The organism is Staphylococcus sp. EG-SA-10 (assembly GCF_017151945.1).
GTDB classification, from domain to species: Bacteria; Bacillota; Bacilli; order Staphylococcales; family Staphylococcaceae; genus Staphylococcus; species Staphylococcus aureus.
On sequence record NZ_JACVZJ010000004.1, the window covers coordinates 38,123 to 56,663 of the forward strand.

The 18,541-nt window shown below is 32.5% G+C and carries 16 protein-coding genes; 4 read left to right on the forward strand and 12 right to left on the reverse strand.

The features are described from left to right. Positions 1-14 precede the first annotated feature (14 nt). The 3 genes from gatB to gatC are packed head-to-tail and all read right to left on the reverse strand — an operon-like array spanning position 15 to position 3,216. Positions 15-1,442, reverse strand: coding sequence for an Asp-tRNA(Asn)/Glu-tRNA(Gln) amidotransferase subunit GatB (gatB, locus tag IDG45_RS04785; RefSeq protein ID WP_000545370.1), 1,428 nt, complete (start codon positions 1,440-1,442; stop codon positions 15-17). A gap of 12 nt (positions 1,443-1,454) precedes the next feature. Further along, complete coding sequence (gene gatA, locus IDG45_RS04790) at positions 1,455-2,912, reverse strand: Asp-tRNA(Asn)/Glu-tRNA(Gln) amidotransferase subunit GatA (protein WP_000027928.1); 1,458 nt, start codon at positions 2,910-2,912, stop codon at positions 1,455-1,457. Position 2,913: 1 nt separating this feature from the next. Then, complete coding sequence (gene gatC, locus IDG45_RS04795; RefSeq protein WP_000170162.1) at positions 2,914-3,216, reverse strand: Asp-tRNA(Asn)/Glu-tRNA(Gln) amidotransferase subunit GatC; 303 nt, start codon at positions 3,214-3,216, stop codon at positions 2,914-2,916. A 365-nt stretch (positions 3,217-3,581) separates the two neighbouring features. Between gatC and putP the strand changes: the two genes are divergently transcribed. Further along, positions 3,582-5,120: a sodium/proline symporter PutP gene (putP, locus tag IDG45_RS04800; protein WP_000957020.1), complete on the forward strand. Its 1,539-nt coding sequence runs from the start codon at positions 3,582-3,584 to the stop codon at positions 5,118-5,120. A gap of 158 nt (positions 5,121-5,278) precedes the next feature. Here the strand turns inward: putP and IDG45_RS04805 are convergent, their stop codons facing one another. Next, positions 5,279-5,632: a winged helix-turn-helix transcriptional regulator gene (locus tag IDG45_RS04805; protein WP_000238681.1), complete on the reverse strand. Its 354-nt coding sequence runs from the start codon at positions 5,630-5,632 to the stop codon at positions 5,279-5,281. A 124-nt stretch (positions 5,633-5,756) separates the two neighbouring features. On the opposite strand from IDG45_RS04805, the gene IDG45_RS04810 reads away from it, so the two are divergent. After that, the gene (locus IDG45_RS04810; RefSeq protein WP_111063786.1) at positions 5,757-6,716 is read left to right on the forward strand and encodes an NAD(P)H-dependent flavin oxidoreductase; all 960 of its coding nucleotides are present in this window, start codon (positions 5,757-5,759) and stop codon (positions 6,714-6,716) included. 282 nt (positions 6,717-6,998) lie between these two features. Here IDG45_RS04810 and IDG45_RS04815 read toward each other — a convergent pair whose 3' ends face one another. From IDG45_RS04815 to purB, 6 genes are all read right to left on the reverse strand, one after another. Beyond that, a complete protein-coding gene (locus IDG45_RS04815) occupies positions 6,999-8,198 on the reverse strand; it encodes a CamS family sex pheromone protein (protein ID WP_000831693.1) in 1,200 nt (399 codons plus the stop codon). Between the two features lie 12 nt (positions 8,199-8,210). Further along, positions 8,211-10,214 carry an NAD-dependent DNA ligase LigA gene (gene ligA / locus IDG45_RS04820; RefSeq protein WP_000774565.1) on the reverse strand — a complete coding sequence of 668 codons (2,004 nt, stop codon included), beginning with the start codon at positions 10,212-10,214 and terminating at the stop codon, positions 8,211-8,213. Between the two features lie 3 nt (positions 10,215-10,217). Beyond that, entirely contained in the window at positions 10,218-12,410 is a 2,193-nt protein-coding gene (pcrA, locus tag IDG45_RS04825; RefSeq protein ID WP_000992924.1) for a DNA helicase PcrA, read from the reverse strand. Continuing rightward, positions 12,407-13,099: a heptaprenylglyceryl phosphate synthase gene (gene pcrB / locus IDG45_RS04830; protein ID WP_000272064.1), complete on the reverse strand. Its 693-nt coding sequence runs from the start codon at positions 13,097-13,099 to the stop codon at positions 12,407-12,409. The genes pcrA and pcrB overlap by 4 nt, the downstream gene beginning before the upstream one ends. 171 nt (positions 13,100-13,270) lie before the next feature. Beyond that, the gene (locus IDG45_RS04835) at positions 13,271-13,573 is read right to left on the reverse strand and encodes a YerC/YecD family TrpR-related protein (protein WP_001165363.1); all 303 of its coding nucleotides are present in this window, start codon (positions 13,571-13,573) and stop codon (positions 13,271-13,273) included. A 108-nt stretch (positions 13,574-13,681) separates the two neighbouring features. Beyond that, on the reverse strand, positions 13,682-14,977 hold the full coding sequence (gene purB, locus IDG45_RS04840; RefSeq protein ID WP_000572880.1) for an adenylosuccinate lyase: 1,296 nt from the start codon (positions 14,975-14,977) through the stop codon (positions 13,682-13,684). Between the two features lie 859 nt (positions 14,978-15,836). Between purB and scpA the strand changes: the two genes are divergently transcribed. Together scpA and IDG45_RS04850 are read left to right on the forward strand one after the other, a co-directional pair. Continuing rightward, complete coding sequence (gene scpA, locus IDG45_RS04845; protein ID WP_000827765.1) at positions 15,837-17,003, forward strand: cysteine protease staphopain A; 1,167 nt, start codon at positions 15,837-15,839, stop codon at positions 17,001-17,003. 30 nt (positions 17,004-17,033) lie between these two features. Further along, the gene (locus tag IDG45_RS04850; protein WP_000434533.1) at positions 17,034-17,360 is read left to right on the forward strand and encodes a staphostatin A; all 327 of its coding nucleotides are present in this window, start codon (positions 17,034-17,036) and stop codon (positions 17,358-17,360) included. Between the two features lie 290 nt (positions 17,361-17,650). On the opposite strand, the gene IDG45_RS04855 is transcribed toward IDG45_RS04850, so the two are convergent. After that, entirely contained in the window at positions 17,651-17,824 is a 174-nt protein-coding gene (locus IDG45_RS04855; RefSeq protein ID WP_000669861.1) for an NETI motif-containing protein, read from the reverse strand. Further along, entirely contained in the window at positions 17,805-18,407 is a 603-nt protein-coding gene (locus IDG45_RS04860) for a DUF2179 domain-containing protein (protein ID WP_000011539.1), read from the reverse strand. The genes IDG45_RS04855 and IDG45_RS04860 overlap by 20 nt, the downstream gene beginning before the upstream one ends. Positions 18,408-18,541: the final 134 nt, after the last annotated feature.

Consider the following 18,541-nt stretch of genomic DNA (forward strand, 5'->3'; position numbering starts at 1 on the left):
TTTGATGATTAAAATTATCTTTTATCTAATTCTTGTTTTAAAAGTTGATTTACTAATTGTGGATTAGCTTGACCTTTAGACGCTTTCATAATTTGACCAACTAAGAAGCCCATAGCTTTGCCTTTACCATTTTTGTAATCTTCAACTGATTGTTCGTTATTGTCTAATGCTTCATTTACAAATTTTAGAAGTGTTGCTTCATCAGAAATTTGAACTAAGCCATTATCTTCCATAATCTGTTTAGCATTACCACCTTTAGCTGCTAACTCTGGGAAGACTTTCTTCGCAATTTTACTGCTCATTGTTCCGTCTTCGATAAGTTTAATCATACCTGCTAAATTTTCTGGTGTTAATTTAGTATCTAATAATTCTACTTGATTTTTATTTAAATATTCGTTTACGCCACCCATTAACCAGTTAGATGTCAATTTAACATCTGCACCGTGTTCAATTGTTGATTCAAAGAAATCTGACATTTCTTTAGTCAATGTTAATACGTGTGCATCGTATGCAGGTAAACCTAATTCATTTACATACTTAGCTTTACGCTCATCTGGTAATTCAGGAATTGTCTGACGAACACGCTCTTTCCAAGCATCATCAATATATAAAGGTACAATGTCAGGCTCTGGGAAGTAACGGTAATCATCAGAACCTTCTTTAACACGCATTAAAATTGTTTTACCTGTAGATTCATCAAATCGACGTGTTTCTTGTCCGATTTCTCCACCATTTAACAATTCTTCTTCTTGGCGTTTTTCTTCATATTCTAAACCTTTACGTACATAGTTAAATGAGTTTAAGTTTTTCAATTCGGCTTTAGTACCAAATTTTTCTTGACCATATGGACGCAAAGAGATGTTAGCATCACAACGTAAAGATCCTTCTTCCATCTTAACGTCTGATACACCAGTGTATTGAATAATTGAACGTAATTTTTCTAAATATGCATATGCTTCTTTAGGTGAACGAATATCTGGTTCAGATACGATTTCAATTAGCGGTGTACCTTGACGGTTCAAGTCAACTAATGAATACTCACCTTTATGTGTTGACTTACCAGCATCTTCTTCCATGTGAAGACGAGTAATACCGATTCGTTTTGTTTCACCATCGACTTCGATATCGATATATCCATTTTCACCAATTGGTTGATCAAATTGAGAAATTTGATATGCCTTTGGATTATCTGGATAGAAATAGTTCTTACGGTCAAACTTAGATTCTGTTGCGATTTCCATATTTAGTGCCATTGCAGCACGCATTGCCCAGTCTACTGCACGCTTATTAACAACTGGTAAGACACCTGGATATGCTAAGTCGATAACATTTGTATTTGAGTTAGGTTCTGCTCCAAAATGCGCTGGTGATGGAGAAAACATTTTTGAGTCCGTTTTTAACTCTACGTGAACTTCAAGTCCTATAACTGTTTCAAAATGCATGATTTCCACTCCTTATAATTTTTCATAAACGTCATGTAAATTGTATTGTGTTTCATATTGATAAGCGACACGATATAACGTTTTTTCATCGAATGGTTTACCAATGAACTGTAAACCGATTGGTCGGCCATTTGATTGTCCACAAGGAACAGAAATACCAGGTAATCCAGCTAAGTTTACTGGTGTTGTTAATAAATCATTGGCATACATTGTTAATGGATCATCAATTTCTTCACCTAGATTAAAGGCAGTTGTAGGCGCTGTTGGACCAACTACTACATCATAATTTTCGAATACTTTATCAAAGTCATTTTTAATCAATGTTCTAACTTTTTGAGATTTTTTATAGTAAGCATCGTAGTAACCTGAACTTAATGCAAATGTACCTAAGAAAATACGACGTTTTACTTCTTTACCGAAACCTTCAGATCTTGACATTTTATATAATTCTTCTAATGAATGAGCTTCTTTAGAATGATAACCATAACGAATTCCGTCAAAACGAGAAAGGTTTGACGAAGCTTCTGATGATGCAATCACGTAATATGATGGAATACCAAATTTAGTATTTGGCAATGATACTTCCTCAACGACAGCACCTAAAGATTTTAAAGTTTCTACAGCGTTTTGAACTGCTTCTTTTACGTCATCAGCTACACCTTCACCTAAGTATTCTTTAGGTAATGCAACTTTTAATCCTTTAATATCTTTACCAATTTCAGATGTAAAGTCTACATCATCAACAGGTGCACTTGTAGAGTCATTAACATCTGCACCAGAAATAGCTTCTAATACGATTGCATTATCTTTTACATTTCGAGTCAATGGACCAATTTGGTCTAATGAAGATGCAAAAGCAACTAATCCAAATCGAGATACACGACCGTATGTTGGTTTCATACCGACAACGCCACAATATGCAGCCGGTTGTCTAATTGAACCACCTGTGTCTGAACCTAAGCTAAATGGTACTAAGCCAGCTGCAACTGCTGCTGCAGATCCACCTGATGAACCACCTGGTACTGCTTTATGGTCAAATGGGTTAACTGTTTTTTTGAAATAAGATGTTTCTGTTGAACCACCCATTGCAAACTCATCCATATTTAATTTACCTATTAAAACGGCATTCTCATTATGTAGTTTTTCCATTACAGTAGATTCGTAAATTGGCACAAAACCTTCTAACATTTTACTTGCACATGTTGTTTCTAATCCGTTTGTAATAATGTTATCTTTTATACCCATTGGAATACCAAATAATTTGCCATCCATTTGGTCTTTTGCTTGTAATTCATCCAATTCTTGCGCTTTTTTAATTGCATTTTCTTTATCCAGCGCTAGAAAAGACTTAATTGTTGGATCAGTCTCTTCAATTGCATCATATATATCTTTAACAACATCAGATGGTTTGATTTTTTTGTCTTTTATTAAAGTTAATAAATTCTCAACCGATTCGTAGCGAATGCTCATCTTACGCGTCCTCCTCATTCATGATTGTAGGCACTTTAAATTGTCCATCTTCTGTTTCTTTGGCATTTTTCAAAGCTAATTCTTGCGGAATACCTTTAATTGCTTTATCTTCACGTAAAACGTTTTGTAAATCTAAAACGTGATATGTAGGTTCAACGCCTTCTGTATCAGCGCTATCATTTTGTTTTGCAAAATCTAAAATGCTTTCTAATGTGTTGGCCATTTCTTCCGTTTCTTCAGGAGAAATTTGAAGTCTTGCAAGATTCGCGATATGCTCAACTTCTTCACGTGTTACTTTTGTCATTAATAAAAGCCTCCTTTAAGTCATTCATCACTAAATTGTATCAAATTTCCAATTAAAAATCTAAGTATTTATGAGGTGCTACTTTAATTTCATATAAACTGTATAAACATTATCATTCGTTTACCAAATTATTTTTTATGAAAACAACACCCTTTAATATTAGACAACCCAATTCAATATTATGATTATGCAATTTTAATTATAAAAATTTGCCCATATCCAAAAAATACGAAAGCGCTTTCTATATTGGTATACAAGTATTTCAAAAAGAATAAATTTAATTTTCCTACTTTTCTAAACATTTATCTTTATGTATAATGTTTTCAAGTAACTAAATTATAAATTAAATAAAGGGAGTGTTTATCATGCTTACAATGGGGACAGCATTAAGTCAACAAGTAGATGCCAATTGGCAAACTTATATTATGATTGCCGTCTACTTCTTGATACTAATCGTTATTGGCTTTTACGGTTACAAGCAAGCAACTGGTAACTTAAGCGAGTACATGTTAGGTGGACGTAGTATTGGACCGTATATTACTGCATTATCAGCTGGAGCTTCAGATATGAGTGGATGGATGATTATGGGTCTACCTGGTTCTGTCTATAGCACTGGTCTATCAGCTATGTGGATTACAATCGGTTTAACATTAGGTGCTTATATAAATTACTTTGTTGTTGCTCCTAGACTTCGTGTTTATACCGAATTAGCTGGAGATGCAATTACATTACCAGATTTCTTTAAAAATCGTTTAAACGATAAAAATAATGTGTTAAAGATTATTTCTGGATTGATTATCGTAGTATTCTTTACATTATATACACATTCTGGTTTCGTATCTGGTGGTAAATTATTTGAAAGTGCTTTTGGATTAGATTATCATTTCGGTTTAATATTAGTTGCTTTCATTGTCATTTTCTATACTTTCTTTGGTGGATATTTAGCTGTATCAATTACAGATTTCTTCCAAGGTGTCATTATGTTAATTGCGATGGTTATGGTCCCTATTGTTGCTATGATGAATTTAAACGGCTGGGGAACGTTTCATGATGTAGCAGCTATGAAACCTACAAATTTAAATTTATTTAAAGGGTTATCATTTATAGGAATTATCTCTCTATTTTCATGGGGATTAGGTTATTTCGGTCAACCTCATATCATTGTAAGGTTTATGTCTATTAAATCACACAAGATGCTACCTAAAGCTAGACGTTTAGGTATTAGCTGGATGGCAGTTGGTTTATTAGGCGCTGTGGCTGTTGGTTTAACAGGTATTGCATTCGTACCTGCTTATCATATTAAACTAGAAGATCCTGAGACATTATTCATCGTGATGAGTCAAGTACTCTTCCATCCTCTTGTAGGTGGTTTCTTACTTGCTGCGATTCTAGCTGCAATTATGAGCACGATTTCTTCACAATTACTTGTAACATCTAGTTCATTAACGGAAGACTTTTATAAATTAATTCGTGGTGAAGAAAAAGCTAAAACGCACCAAAAAGAATTTGTTATGATTGGAAGATTATCTGTATTAGTTGTAGCAATTGTTGCCATCGCGATTGCATGGAATCCAAACGACACAATTCTAAACTTAGTCGGTAATGCTTGGGCCGGATTTGGTGCATCGTTCAGTCCACTTGTGCTATTTGCACTTTACTGGAAAGGTTTGACACGTGCCGGTGCTGTAAGTGGAATGGTTTCAGGTGCCTTAGTCGTTATCGTTTGGATTGCGTGGATTAAACCATTGGCACATATCAACGAAATATTCGGCTTATATGAAATTATTCCTGGATTTATTGTAAGTGTAATCGTTACATATGTTGTAAGTAAACTTACTAAAAAACCTGGTGCATTTGTTGAAACTGACTTAAACAAAGTTCGTGACATCGTTAGAGAAAAATAAAATTTTATGTCATATCTCGTGCATGAATGAAATATTAAATGCACCCTAATAATCGATTGTTGAAATAACCTGAAAGTTATTTCTCAATCGATTTTTCTATGTTAAAGTTTAATTTTTTAATTGCTATTCCATTAAAAATGTATCATCTAATTTAGAAGCTATTTATCACCATACATCCGACCGTATTTCTCCATCAAATCAATTAAGGGCAAGATATCTTTACCTTTGTCAGTCAAACTATAAATAACTTTAGGCGGAACTTCTGCATATACTTCTCTATTTAAAATACCATCTGATTCTAATTCTTTAAGCTGTTTTGTTAGTGATCCTTGAGATATATTTGCGAAAAATTTCTTAATTTCACCAAATCGTTTTCCCTCTGTTTTTAAGTACCAAATAATTAGATTTTTATATCTTCCAGATAACACATTTTGTGTGTATGCAATGCTATATAGATTTCTATGTTCTTCAATAAAATTTTCATCAAATCCATCGTTACATATTTTAACCATTTAGCTCTACCTCTCCACATTAGTATGATTGTTAGTACTTAGTTAATTATTTTTGCCTACTTCCCTATTTATATCATATATACTAACGTATTTTATATATTTCGATTATAAAAGGAGGGTAATCATGGAAAATAGAGTTTCTAAAATTTTAAATATAGAGAAACCGATTATTCAAGGACCAATGAATGGATTAACCAATGCAAATTTTGTAGCATCAGTTAGTGAAGCAGGTGGTTTAGGCATTTTAGGTCCAAATGCAGGCGAAGCAAGAATTACGAATTCACCATTTGAAACCGCAGAAAAAATGAGATTGGAGGTAAAGAAAGTTAAAAAATTAACGAGTAAACCATTCGCCTCAACAATTATGGTAAGCGAAGATTTATCATATACTTCTTATCTTATCGACATGCTTATAGAAGAAAATATATCTGCCGTCTTAATTAACGGCATATTAGATCAAACTATCTTTAATAAACTTAAAGAAAATAATATTAAAATAATATTCAGACCACTAACACCTACAATTGAAAATGCCATTAAATCTGAAGAGTTAGGAGCAGATGTTTTTGTTGCTACAGGTTTTGATGAAGGCTGTACAGTTCCAGAAAAAATTATCGGTACTTTTTCGATTATTCCCATGATTGCTGATGCAATAAAAATTCCTGTAATCGCTGCGGGAGGTATCGGTGACGTACGAGGAGTTAGAGCTGCTTTTTGTCTAGGAGCTGAGGGCGTATTCGTTGGAAGTGTTTTAATCCCAACTTTTGAAAACCCAGCTGCGGAAAATGTTAAACAATATATTGTCGATTCAAATGCTGAAGATTTAATCTTATTTCGAACTATTCCATCCTATTATCTTTCACTACCTGGAAAACTAGCTAGAGAATTAGAAGAAATGGATAAAAATGGAGCAACTAATGAAGAATTAGCAAAACATATGGGTGGTGGTCGAAATATGCGTCTTGGAATGTTAAACGGAGATACAGAAAATGGGTATGTTTCTGTAGGTACTGGTATCAGTCCAATAAATTCTATAAGAAGCACTAAATCAGTAATTGATGACTTGATGCAAGATTTCAACTAGTTAATAATAAACGAACGTATTTATATTTATCCATGACTACTTTATTTAATAAACGATGAATATAATCATGGGTCTGTGACAGCATTCAATGACATGCTCCATTCAAAGTAAACTTTAAAGAAATCATTTTATAAATATGCCAGGCACTTTTATGGATTTATGTCCTAATCTCATCGATTTTATCATTTAACCACATTTAAAACTTTAACAAATTAAAAAGGTACTAATGTTAATCAAAATTCTGACTAACATTGGTACCTTTTTATTATCTTTAATTTACAATTAATTACTGTAAATATGAACTTGCGGTTCTTTGTCATCTTTTGTCTTACTAATTAAAGCACGTGGTTGGTTACCATCTTTAATACGAATTTCATAGTTATCGATTTTATCGAAATATTTATTCGCTTGTTCAGTAACGTACTGTGTAATACCAATTGTTTCAGCTTGTCCATAGTAATCGATTGGTAAATCTACTACTAATCGTTGTGGCTTTTTATCAATAAATTTAACTTTCCCTACTGCTTGTGTGAAATTAGAAAAATATGATTGCAAATTATCGTTAAATTGCTTGAAATTATTATTTAAATTTTCATCATAATCTGCTGCTGTTGAAGAAGGTAATAAAGCTGATTTTTCATTGATATTATGCCATTCATTAAGCTTTGTTTGACTCTTTTCTGCAGTCGCTTGAGTGATAAATTCACCTGGTGTGATTGAATCTTCACTTGATTGCTTATAAATTGCAAAATGAATTGGTATATCTTTTAAATCATCATTTTCACGTAACCTTGATAATATCTCACTAGCCATTTGTTTACCTTGCTTTTTAACTTCGCTATCATCTAGTTTTTTACTAAAAGTCGGTCCATCTTTTTCTTTTTTATAGTAATAGACACTATTCATAGCTAAACCAATCGTCATACCTTTAATATTCTTACCTTTTGTATCTCCACCACCATAAAAATCTTGCTCTAAAATGTTAGATAAATAGGCTGGTGACTTTTCTGCAATCTTTTCAGGATCTGTTTCACCTTCGTGTGATGGATTAAGTCCTAAATTTTCATTCGCTTTCTTGTCTTTTTTATCTTTTTCAGACATTTTATCGATTTCACGTTTTGTATACTTAGGATTTAAATAGGCATTAATTGTTTTCTTATCCAAAAATTGACCATCTTGATACAAATATTTGTCTGTTGGAAACACTTCTTTACTTAAGTTCAACAAACCATCTTCAAAGTCGCCGCCATTATAACTATTTGCCATGTTATCTTGTAAAAGTCCTCTTGCCTGGCTTTCTTTAAATGGTAACAATGTACGATAGTTATCACCTTGTACATTTTTATCCGTAGCAATTTCTTTTACTTGATTTGAACTATTGTTATGTTTTTGATTATCTTTTCCAGCCTGGTCATCCTTATGGTTACCACAAGCAGCGAGTATAAAGATAGCTGTAATCAATAATACTAATGTACGCTTCATCGACATACCCCTCTAACTATTTAATTCATTTTGCTTATCTACAAATTGTTGCTCTGTCCAAATTTCAATACCTAAACTTTGTGCTTTTGTTAATTTTGAACCTGCATCTTCACCAGCAATAACGACATCTGTATTTTTAGTAACGCTACTTGTAACTTTAGCACCTTGTGATGCAAGCCATTTAGATGCTTCATTGCGTGTCATTTGATGTAGCTTACCAGTTAGTACTATCGTTTTGCCACTAAATTCAGGATGTCCTTCAATATCTGATGTTTTGATACCTTTATAAATCATATTAACATGTTTATCTTTTAATTTTTGAATTAAAGCACGAATATCTTCATTTTCTAAGTAAGTAACTACAGATTGTGCTACTTTATCGCCTATATCATGAATTTCTACTAATTCCGCTTCAGTTACCGTTAGTAATCGATCTATCGTTTCATATTTTTCTGCTAACACTTGGCTCGCTTTAACACCTAAATGCCTAATACCTAGACCAAATAATAAATTTTCTAAAGAATTGTCCTTAGCTTGTTGAATGGCAGCTAATAAATTATCAACTTTTTTCTGCCCCATTCTATCTAAAGGTAATAAATCTTCTTCTGTTAAATAGAAAATATCAGCAACATCTTTAATTAATTCGCTTTGATAAAGCTGTTGAATAATTTTAGTGCCTAGTCCATCAATATTCATGGCTTGTCTTGATACAAAGTGAATCAATCCTTCAACAAGTTGTGCTTGGCATTTTGGATTAATGCAACGAAGTGCTACTTCGCCTTCAATACGTACTAATTCATGTCCGCAACTTGGACAATGGGTTGGCATATGATATGTGACAGCATCTTCAGGTCTACGTTCTGGAATACTACGTACAACTTCAGGTATGATGTCACCTGCTTTTTTCACTACAACACTATCACCAATTCGAATATCTCTGTCATGAATTAAATCTTCATTGTGCAAAGATGCTCTTGATACAGTTGTACCAGCTACTTTTACTGGTTCTAAAATAGCAGTAGGTGTGACTACACCTGTACGTCCAATACTTAATTCAATATCTAATAATTTAGTTACTACTTCCTCAGCTGGAAATTTATAAGCAATGGCCCATCTAGGAGATTTTTGTGTGAATCCCATCTCATCCTGTTGATCTAAATCATTAACCTTAATAACAATCCCATCAATATCATAAGGTAATGACTCTCTTTGGCTTGTCCATTTTTCAATATACTCTAAAACACCATCGATATTATTTACACGCGCTCTATTTTTATTCGTTGTAAAACCTAATTTATCTAACTCATCTAATGCTTCACTTTGCGAACGTGCATTGAAATCAGTGAAATCATTGACACTATATATAAATACGCTTAGCTTTCGTTTTGCCGTTAATTTAGAATCTAACTGTCTTAATGATCCCGCAGCAGCGTTTCTTGGATTTGCAAATAACTGCTCATCATTTTTTTCTTTTTCTTCATTTAATCGTAAAAATGAACGTCTCGGCATATATGCTTCACCACGAACTTCTACATTTAATGGTTCTTTCATTTTCAAAGGTATCGCATGAATTGTTTTTAAATTTTCGGTAATATCTTCACCTGTTGTTCCATCACCACGTGTTAAACCTTGAACGAAGTATCCATCAACATATTTCAATGATACTGCTAAGCCATCAATTTTTAATTCGCACATATATTCAACGTTGCCAATTTGTTCACGTATGCGTTGGTCGAATTTTCTCAAATCATCCTCATTAAATGCATTCCCTAAACTTAACATTGGCGTGTCATGGTTGACTTTATTGAAAGAGGCTTGGGCTTCACCGCCAACTCTAACTGTTGGAGAATCTACAGTCTTATACTCAGGATGCTCCTCTTCTATTTTAATCAGTTCATGAAGTAATTTGTCATATTCACTATCTGGTACAGATGGATTATCCTCTACATAGTATTCATAACTGTATTGATTTAATAAATCATGTAACTCGTTCACACGAGACGATAAATCAGCCATCCCTTAATCCTCCTTTTTTTCAATTGGTGCAAATTGCGCTAACAAACGTTTTGGCCCTTGTGATTTAAAGATAATATCTAGTTCGATTGAGCCATTTTTCTCGTTTACATTACTCACCATGCCTTCTCCCCAGGCTTTATGCATCACTTTGTCACCTACATTCCAATCAGATGACGATACTTGTTTTTTCGTTGACGTTGTTCGTTGACTAAATCCACGTTTAGCAAAAGGTTTTGCCTTAGGTTGTATCGTTTGTCGTTTGCCACTTGAATGATTTTCTAATAGTGATTCTGGAATTTCCTTTAAAAATCTAGATGGCATATTTGACTGAGGGCGACCAAATAACATTCTTGATGTCGCATGAGTGATATATAACACCTCTTCAGCCCTTGTGATTGCTACATAACAAATACGACGTTCTTCTTGCATTTCATGATCATCTTCACTCTTAATCGCTCTAATATGTGGGAATAAAGATTCTTCCATCCCCATTATAAAGACGATTGGAAATTCAAGGCCCTTAGCCGAGTGCATCGTCATTAGTGTTACGCCATTTTCAGTATCTGCCTCATCAATATCAGCTACTAACGATAAATCCGTTAAAAAGTTAATTAATGACTGTTCTTCTAATGGGGTATTTTCCTCATAATCTTTTGGTACTGACATAAATTCATCGATGTTTTCTAATCTACTTCGAGATTCTAGTGTATTTTCACGTTCAAGCATTTCTCGGTAGCCAGACTTTTGTAATACTTCATCAACTATTTCATGAATTTCTAAAAATTCTTGTTCTTTTATCAAGCTTTGGATCAACTCGTAAAAATTAAGACACTCTTGTGTCACCTTTTTTGACAATCCGATAAAATCAGCTTCTCCAAGTGCATCAAACATACTGATATTGTTTTGAAGTGCATAATTTTGAACTTTTTCAACAGATGAAGGACCTACACCTCTTTTTGGAACATTAATAATACGTTGCAAACTAATGTCATCATTACTATTGGCAATTATACGCAAATAACTTAATAAATCTTTGATTTCTTTACGGTCATAGAACTTTTGTCCACCAACCATTGTGTATGGCATATTAGATTTCATGAATGTTTCCTCAAGTACACGTGATTGTGCATTTGTTCTATATAAAATTGCCATATCTTGATATTTCTTACCATTACGTTGATGCTTCATAATTTCTCGTATTACAAATTCCGCTTCATCACGTTCTGTCATTGCTTCATAGTAATGAATTTTCTCACCATTCGTATTTGCAGTCCACAGTCCTTTTGGCTTACGTTCAGAATTATTTTTAATCACTTCGTTAGCCGCATTTAAAATCGTTTTCGTCGAACGATAATTTTGCTCTAAAAAGATTGTATTCGCTTCTGGGTAGTCTTTTTCAAATGATAAGATATTTTGAATATCAGCACCACGCCAACCATAAATTGACTGATCTGAGTCACCTACAACACATAAGTTTTTAAACTTACTTGCTAATAATTTAACTAATGTGTATTGTGCTTTATTGGTATCTTGATACTCATCTACATGAATATATTGGAATTTGTTCTGATAATATTCTAGAACTTCTGGTACACGCTCAAATAAGTTAATCGTTGTCATAATAAGGTCATCAAAATCTAACGCTTCATTACGTGACAATTGGCGTTGATATCCACTATAAACCGTTGCTACCATTTGCGAGTGATAATCTGTGGCTTCTTTTTGAGCATCTGCAGGTGTTTTAAGTTCATTTTTCAAATTACTGATCGCACCGATAAACATACGTGGTTCAAACTTTTTACTATCAATATTTTCATTTTTTAAGACATCTTTAATAACAGATTTTTGGTCTGTAGGATCAATTATCGTAAAATTGCGTTCTATACCAATTCGATCTGCATCACGACGTAAAATACGAACACACATTGAGTGGAATGTTGACATCCAAATAACTTCTGCTTGATCACCTACTAATTTTTGAACACGTTCTTTCATTTCTCTTGCAGCTTTATTTGTAAAAGTAATAGCCAAAACATTGTATGGTGAGACATCTTTTTCGTCTAATAAATAAGCAATTCTATGTGTTAAAACACGTGTCTTCCCTGAACCAGCACCTGCCATAATTAACAATGGTCCTTCTGTTGTCTTTACAGCTTCACTTTGCTCTGTATTCATATGATTTAATAACGCATTCATTTACTAGACTCCTTTATTTTTACTGTTTTTAAAGCTTTTTTAATATCTTTATAAATAATATCACCGACGATAATTGTATCTGCAATAGCTGCCATCTCTGTCGCTTGTTGTTCTGAGGAAATACCGCCACCATAAAATAGTTGCGTTTCTGTTAGATGTTCTGAGACAGCTTGAACCTTTGATACGTCGCCATAAATGCCACTATACTCTATATACATAACCGGTAATCGATACATATGATTGACCATTTGGGCATATGCTTCTAAATCTTCTGTTGTTAAATCTGTATTTGCTTTGGTATGTTTTGCCACTTTGCTATCAGCATTGCACACGACATACCCTTCAAATATTACTTCTTCAAAATCTATACTATGTCCATATGTTTTAAGCGCTTCTAATAATGTACCATTGTGAAATGCAACATCTGTACTGTTCAGTACTGTAGGTACAAAATAAAAATCAAAACCAGGCATTACACTTTCGATGTTTGATATTTCAAGTACTAAAGGCAATGGGTATCTTCTTACTCTGCTCATTAAATGAATGACATTATCTTCAGTAACGTCATCAGTTCCACCAATCATAATTGCATCTGTTTGAGACATACAAATCGCATCTAAATCATCATCTGAAATATGTTTAGCTGGGTCTAATTTAAAAATATGGCGCCATTTTTTAATGTCATACATTTTCCGAAACTCCTTTTTTAACATACATATGATTATAGCATTTTTAAGTGTCGAGTTCTAAAGACTTAATATGAAATTTAAGTTCTTTTACTCTGTAAATTTTTTCGTGAAAAAACAATGATTATCTACCTTATTAGTGCAGATAGATAACCATTGTTTATCGTTCATTTATTATTCATTTGTTTCAATATTCATACGATCTAAAATCATTGTATAAGCATCATTACCCCATTGTAATGAACGCTTCACTCTAGAAATCGTTGCAGTCGATGCTCCAGATTCTTGTTCAATCGTTGCATAGGTATAACCTTGCTTAATCATTTTAGCAACTTGTAATCTTTGAGACAGTGATTGAATTTCATTTACAGTACACAAATCATCGAAAAATTGGTAACATTCTTCTCTATTTTCTAACGTTAGTATTGCATCAAACAATTCATCTAACGCTGCACCTCGTAATTTTTCAATTTGCATATCGAAACAACCCCTATAATTTTATTCTTTATGTCATTTTAACGCATTAACCTATTAAAGTGTAGCGATTTATATTTTATTAAATCTGAATCGTTACTTTATTTAATTTTATGCTAATCCAGCGCGTTCGAAAATAGTATCAACTTGATTCAAATGATGTTTAGGATCGAAACATTCATCCAATTCTTCTTTTGTTAAAACACTTGTAATAGACTCATCTTGTTCGATTAATTCACGGAAAGGTGTTTTCGTTTCCCAAGATGTCATCGCTTTTGGTTGTACTTTGTCGTATGCTTCTTCACGAACCATACCTTTATTAATTAATGCTAATAAGACACGTTGTGAGAAAATCAGACCAAATGTTTTATCTATGTTATTACGCATATTATCTTCAAATACAGTTAAACGGTCCACAATATTCGTGAAACGATTCAATGCATAATCTAGTGCTATTGTAACATCTGGTAACATAATACGCTCAGCTGAAGAATGAGAAATATCTCTTTCATGCCATAATGGCACATTCTCATAAGCTGTAGTAATATAACCACGAATTACTCTTGAAATACCTGTGATATTTTCAGAACCAATTGGATTTCGTTTATGAGGCATTGCAGATGAACCTTTTTGACCCTTTGCAAATGCTTCTTCAACTTCTCTTGTTTCGGTTTTTTGAAGGTTACGAATTTCAACGGCAAATTTTTCTAGTGACGTCGCGATTAATGCTAATGTCGCAATATAGTATGCATGTCGATCGCGTTGCAATGTTTGCGTTGATACAGGCGCTGTGCCAATACCTAAATGTTTACACACATAACTTTCTATTTCAGGAGGAATGTTAGCAAAAGTACCTACTGCACCACTCATTTTCCCTACTTCAATTTCTTCTCTTACTTGTTTGAAACGTTGTAAGTTACGTTGCATTTCCGTGTACCACAATGCCATTTTGACACCAAATGTAGTTGGTTCTGCATGCACTCCATGTGTACGTCCCATCATCAATGTATATTTATAATTTTTTGCTTTTTCAGCTAAAACGTCGATAAATCTTTCTAAATCTTTTTCAATAATGTCATTTGCTTGTTTAATAACGAAACTTAAAGCTGTATCTACAACATCAGTAGAAGTTAAACCATAATGTACCCACTTACGTTCTTCACCTAGCGTTTCAGAAACTTGTCTAGTAAAGGCTACAACATCATGGCGTGTTTCTTGTTCAATTTCTTGTGCACGTTCGACATTTACCTTTGCGTTTTGACGAATTTTTTGTACGTCAGCTTTCGGTATATGTCCTAATTCACTCCATGCCTCACATGCTAAAATTTCCACTTCTAACCATGCTTCATAGCGATTTTGATCAGTCCAAATATTAGACATTTCTTCTCTAGAATAGCGTTCAATCATTTTTTTAACTCCTATCGTATGTATACTCGAATTTTAAAAAACAGAACATTTTTAATGAAAATAAATAAAAAGTTCGTTTTTAACTCTACTCTTCACAGTTTAACAGAATTGGTTATAAATGTATAAAAAATTTCCGTATATTCTCATTCTATTTTATTTTTTACATTAATACAATTATCTATGGCAGATTAATACTGATTTCTAATTGTAAATGTTCGCAACACTTTAATCTAATTGGCATTTATAATGATCCATTAAGAATATATTATTGCATTTTAGTTTTTCTCCCCTCACCTACACTATCCAACTTTTTATTACAATTAGGACAATCAAAAGCTTTAGTAATACCAGATAATATTCACTTTACTTCTCCTATTGTATGGAATTTTCAACAATCTACTTTACCTAGTTTCATAATATTTCTTCTTACATTTCATAATTTGTTTTAAAATTATTCACTTCTAATATAACAAATTTTCTACTCACAAAAAGAATATATGTTCTATTGCATAGGTGTAGCATTTTAAATATAAGCCATTAATATCGAACTCCAGAATCGTATAAATACGAAACTGTTTATAGAAAAATACGCAGAGATTTTCTTAATAGTAAATTTTTATAGCAAGACATAAATTGACTACGCTTCTTTCGAAATCAACTAATATATTTTGATGAAGCTTTCGATCATATTAATTATTGAATGAGATGTTTGCAATTTAGTAAATAAGCTACTAAATTATTACATAAACTGATAATGTGTAAAAATTAAATATTTTTTAAACATAGATTAAAATTTTATATTGAAACTCTTAACTAAATTTAATATAATTATTTTATAATAAAAGAAAGGAGTTTTTATATGAAAAGAAACTTTCCAAAATTAATAGCTTTAAGTTTAATACTTTCTTTAAGTGTTACCCCTATTGCAAACGCTGAGAGCAATTCAAATATCAAAGCAAAAGATAAGAAGCATGTGCAAGTTAATGTCGAGGACAAAAGTGTTCCCACTGACGTACGTAATTTAGCGCAAAAAGACTATCTTTCTTATGTTACTTCACTTGATAAAATCTATAATAAAGAGAAAGCCTCGTATACACTTGGTGAACCTTTTAAAATTTATAAATTCAACAAAAAGAGTGATGGTAATTATTATTTTCCAGTTTTGAACACTGAAGGTAATATCGATTATATAGTTACAATTTCACCAAAAGTCACTAAGTATTCTAGTTCATCTTCTAAATACACAATCAATGTTTCTCCATTTTTATCTAAAGTCTTAAATCAATATAAAGATCAACAAATTACTATTTTGACAAACTCAAAAGGTTACTATGTGGTTACTCAAAATCATAAAGCTAAACTCGTACTAAAAACACCACGTCTAGAAGATAAAAAGTTAAAAAAGACCGAGAGTATACCTACTGGCAATAATGTAACGCAACTAAAGCAAAAAGCTTCTGTCACTATGCCAACTAGTCAATTTAAAAGTAATAATTATACTTACAACGAGCAATATGTAAATAAACTTGAGAATTTCAGGATAAGAGAAACTCAAGGTAACAATGGTTGGTGTGCAGGCTATACGATGTCTGCATTACTAAATGCGACTTATAATACTAACAAATATCATGCAGAAGCTGTGATGAGATTTTTACACCCAAACTTACAAGGACAACGATTCCAATTTACTGGTTTAACGCCAAGAGAGATGATTTATTTTGGACAAACTCAGGGAAGAAGTCCACAACTTCTTAATAGAATGACTACATATAATGAAGTTGACAATCTTACTAAAAATAATAAAGGAATTGCTGTTTTAGGTAGTAGAGTAGAATCAAGAAATGGTATGCACGCAGGGCATGCCATGGCAGTTGTTGGGAACGCTAAATTAGATAATGGACAAGAGGTTATAATTATATGGAATCCATGGGATAATGGTTTTATGACTCAAGATGCTAAAAACAATGTTATTCCAGTATCCAATGGCGACCATTATCGATGGTATTCATCTATTTATGGTTATTAAAATTTGTATTTTAGAAAGGTAAATAATATTATGGAACAATTTGAATTATTTAGTATTGATAAATTCAAATGTAATTCAGAGGCTAAGTATTACCTTAATATTATTGAGGGAGAATGGCACCCTCAAGATTTAAATGATAGCCCTTTAAAATTTATTCTCAGTACCTCAGACGATTCTGATTACATTTGCAAATATATAAATACAGAACACAAACAACTCACATTATATAATAAAAATAATAGCTCAATTGTTATTGAAATATTTATACCAAATGATAATAAAATACTACTAACAATTATGAACACAGAAGCTTTGGGAACTTCTCCTAGAATGACTTTCATTAAGCATAAGTCATAAGACTATCTAGATATGATTAAGTAAACTATTAATCTTATTAAAGGTCTCTAGGAAGAAAAAATTTCATGCGATGAGATTGTTTTAGAAAAAGCGATGATATATATAATCTAACAATAATTTTAAAATATTAAGAACCCCCAGCATACGCTTTATATAGCTTGCTGGGGGTTTTTAATACAATATGGATTGAGCATCTTGCATGTATAAACACTTAGGCTATTCAAAGTAAAATTACTCAAACTTTGAATAGCCTTTCCTCTTCAAATAGTCTTTATTTAAATTGGATTATGTTATTGGATTTTCTTACCTACAAAAATGATTTCTTGATGTGATACTTCAACCGTGCCATCTTTTTGCTCTTGAAACACGGGTTTTTCAATACGTTTTACCGGCATATACCCTTGCATTTTCATTCGTGACAAGCAATCAGCAATTGTTTCATTCTCATTTACTTTGAATTTCATGTTCTACTACACTTTCCAGTTCTTCTGGTTCATAATCTTTAAGCTTTCTACGACGAATGCCTTTAGTCCAGAATCCACCATGTATGTTTCGAGGTTCATACGCAATGATAAATGCTTTCGGATCTAAATTTTTTATCGTATCCATCAATTTACGTTCATATTTTCTTGGTGTTAAAATTTGCATTACCATACGACTACCATCTCTACCAAACGCAGCATAGTGCGTAACGCCATATCCTAAATTTCGAAGTTCATTCGGTAAATCTAACTCATATTCTGCTGAAGTTACATTTACAACTGTATAACCTAATGCCAGTTTTTCTTCTATTTTCATACCAACAATGATACCTATTGAAAAACCAAATGCGTAGGCAATAATATTTTGTATATGGTCTAAATTAGACATAACCAAACCTAAACCAACGATATAAACTAATACTTCTAAAAAACTAACTAATGCAGCAATATAACGATAACCTTTCAACGTTAAAATTGTTCGCATCGTTAAAAACGTTACATAACAAACGTTAATGATAAATATAGTTAGTACCATTAACCATGGATTTTCTGTTACGAATGACATAAGGCGCCCCACTCTCTTTCAATTACACTTTAAATACCAAACTGCTTCAAACTAACCTTAATGAATGCATATTAATATAATATAGTACGAAAACTCTCATAAATAAATAGCGAATTTGTCATAAATAAAAATTT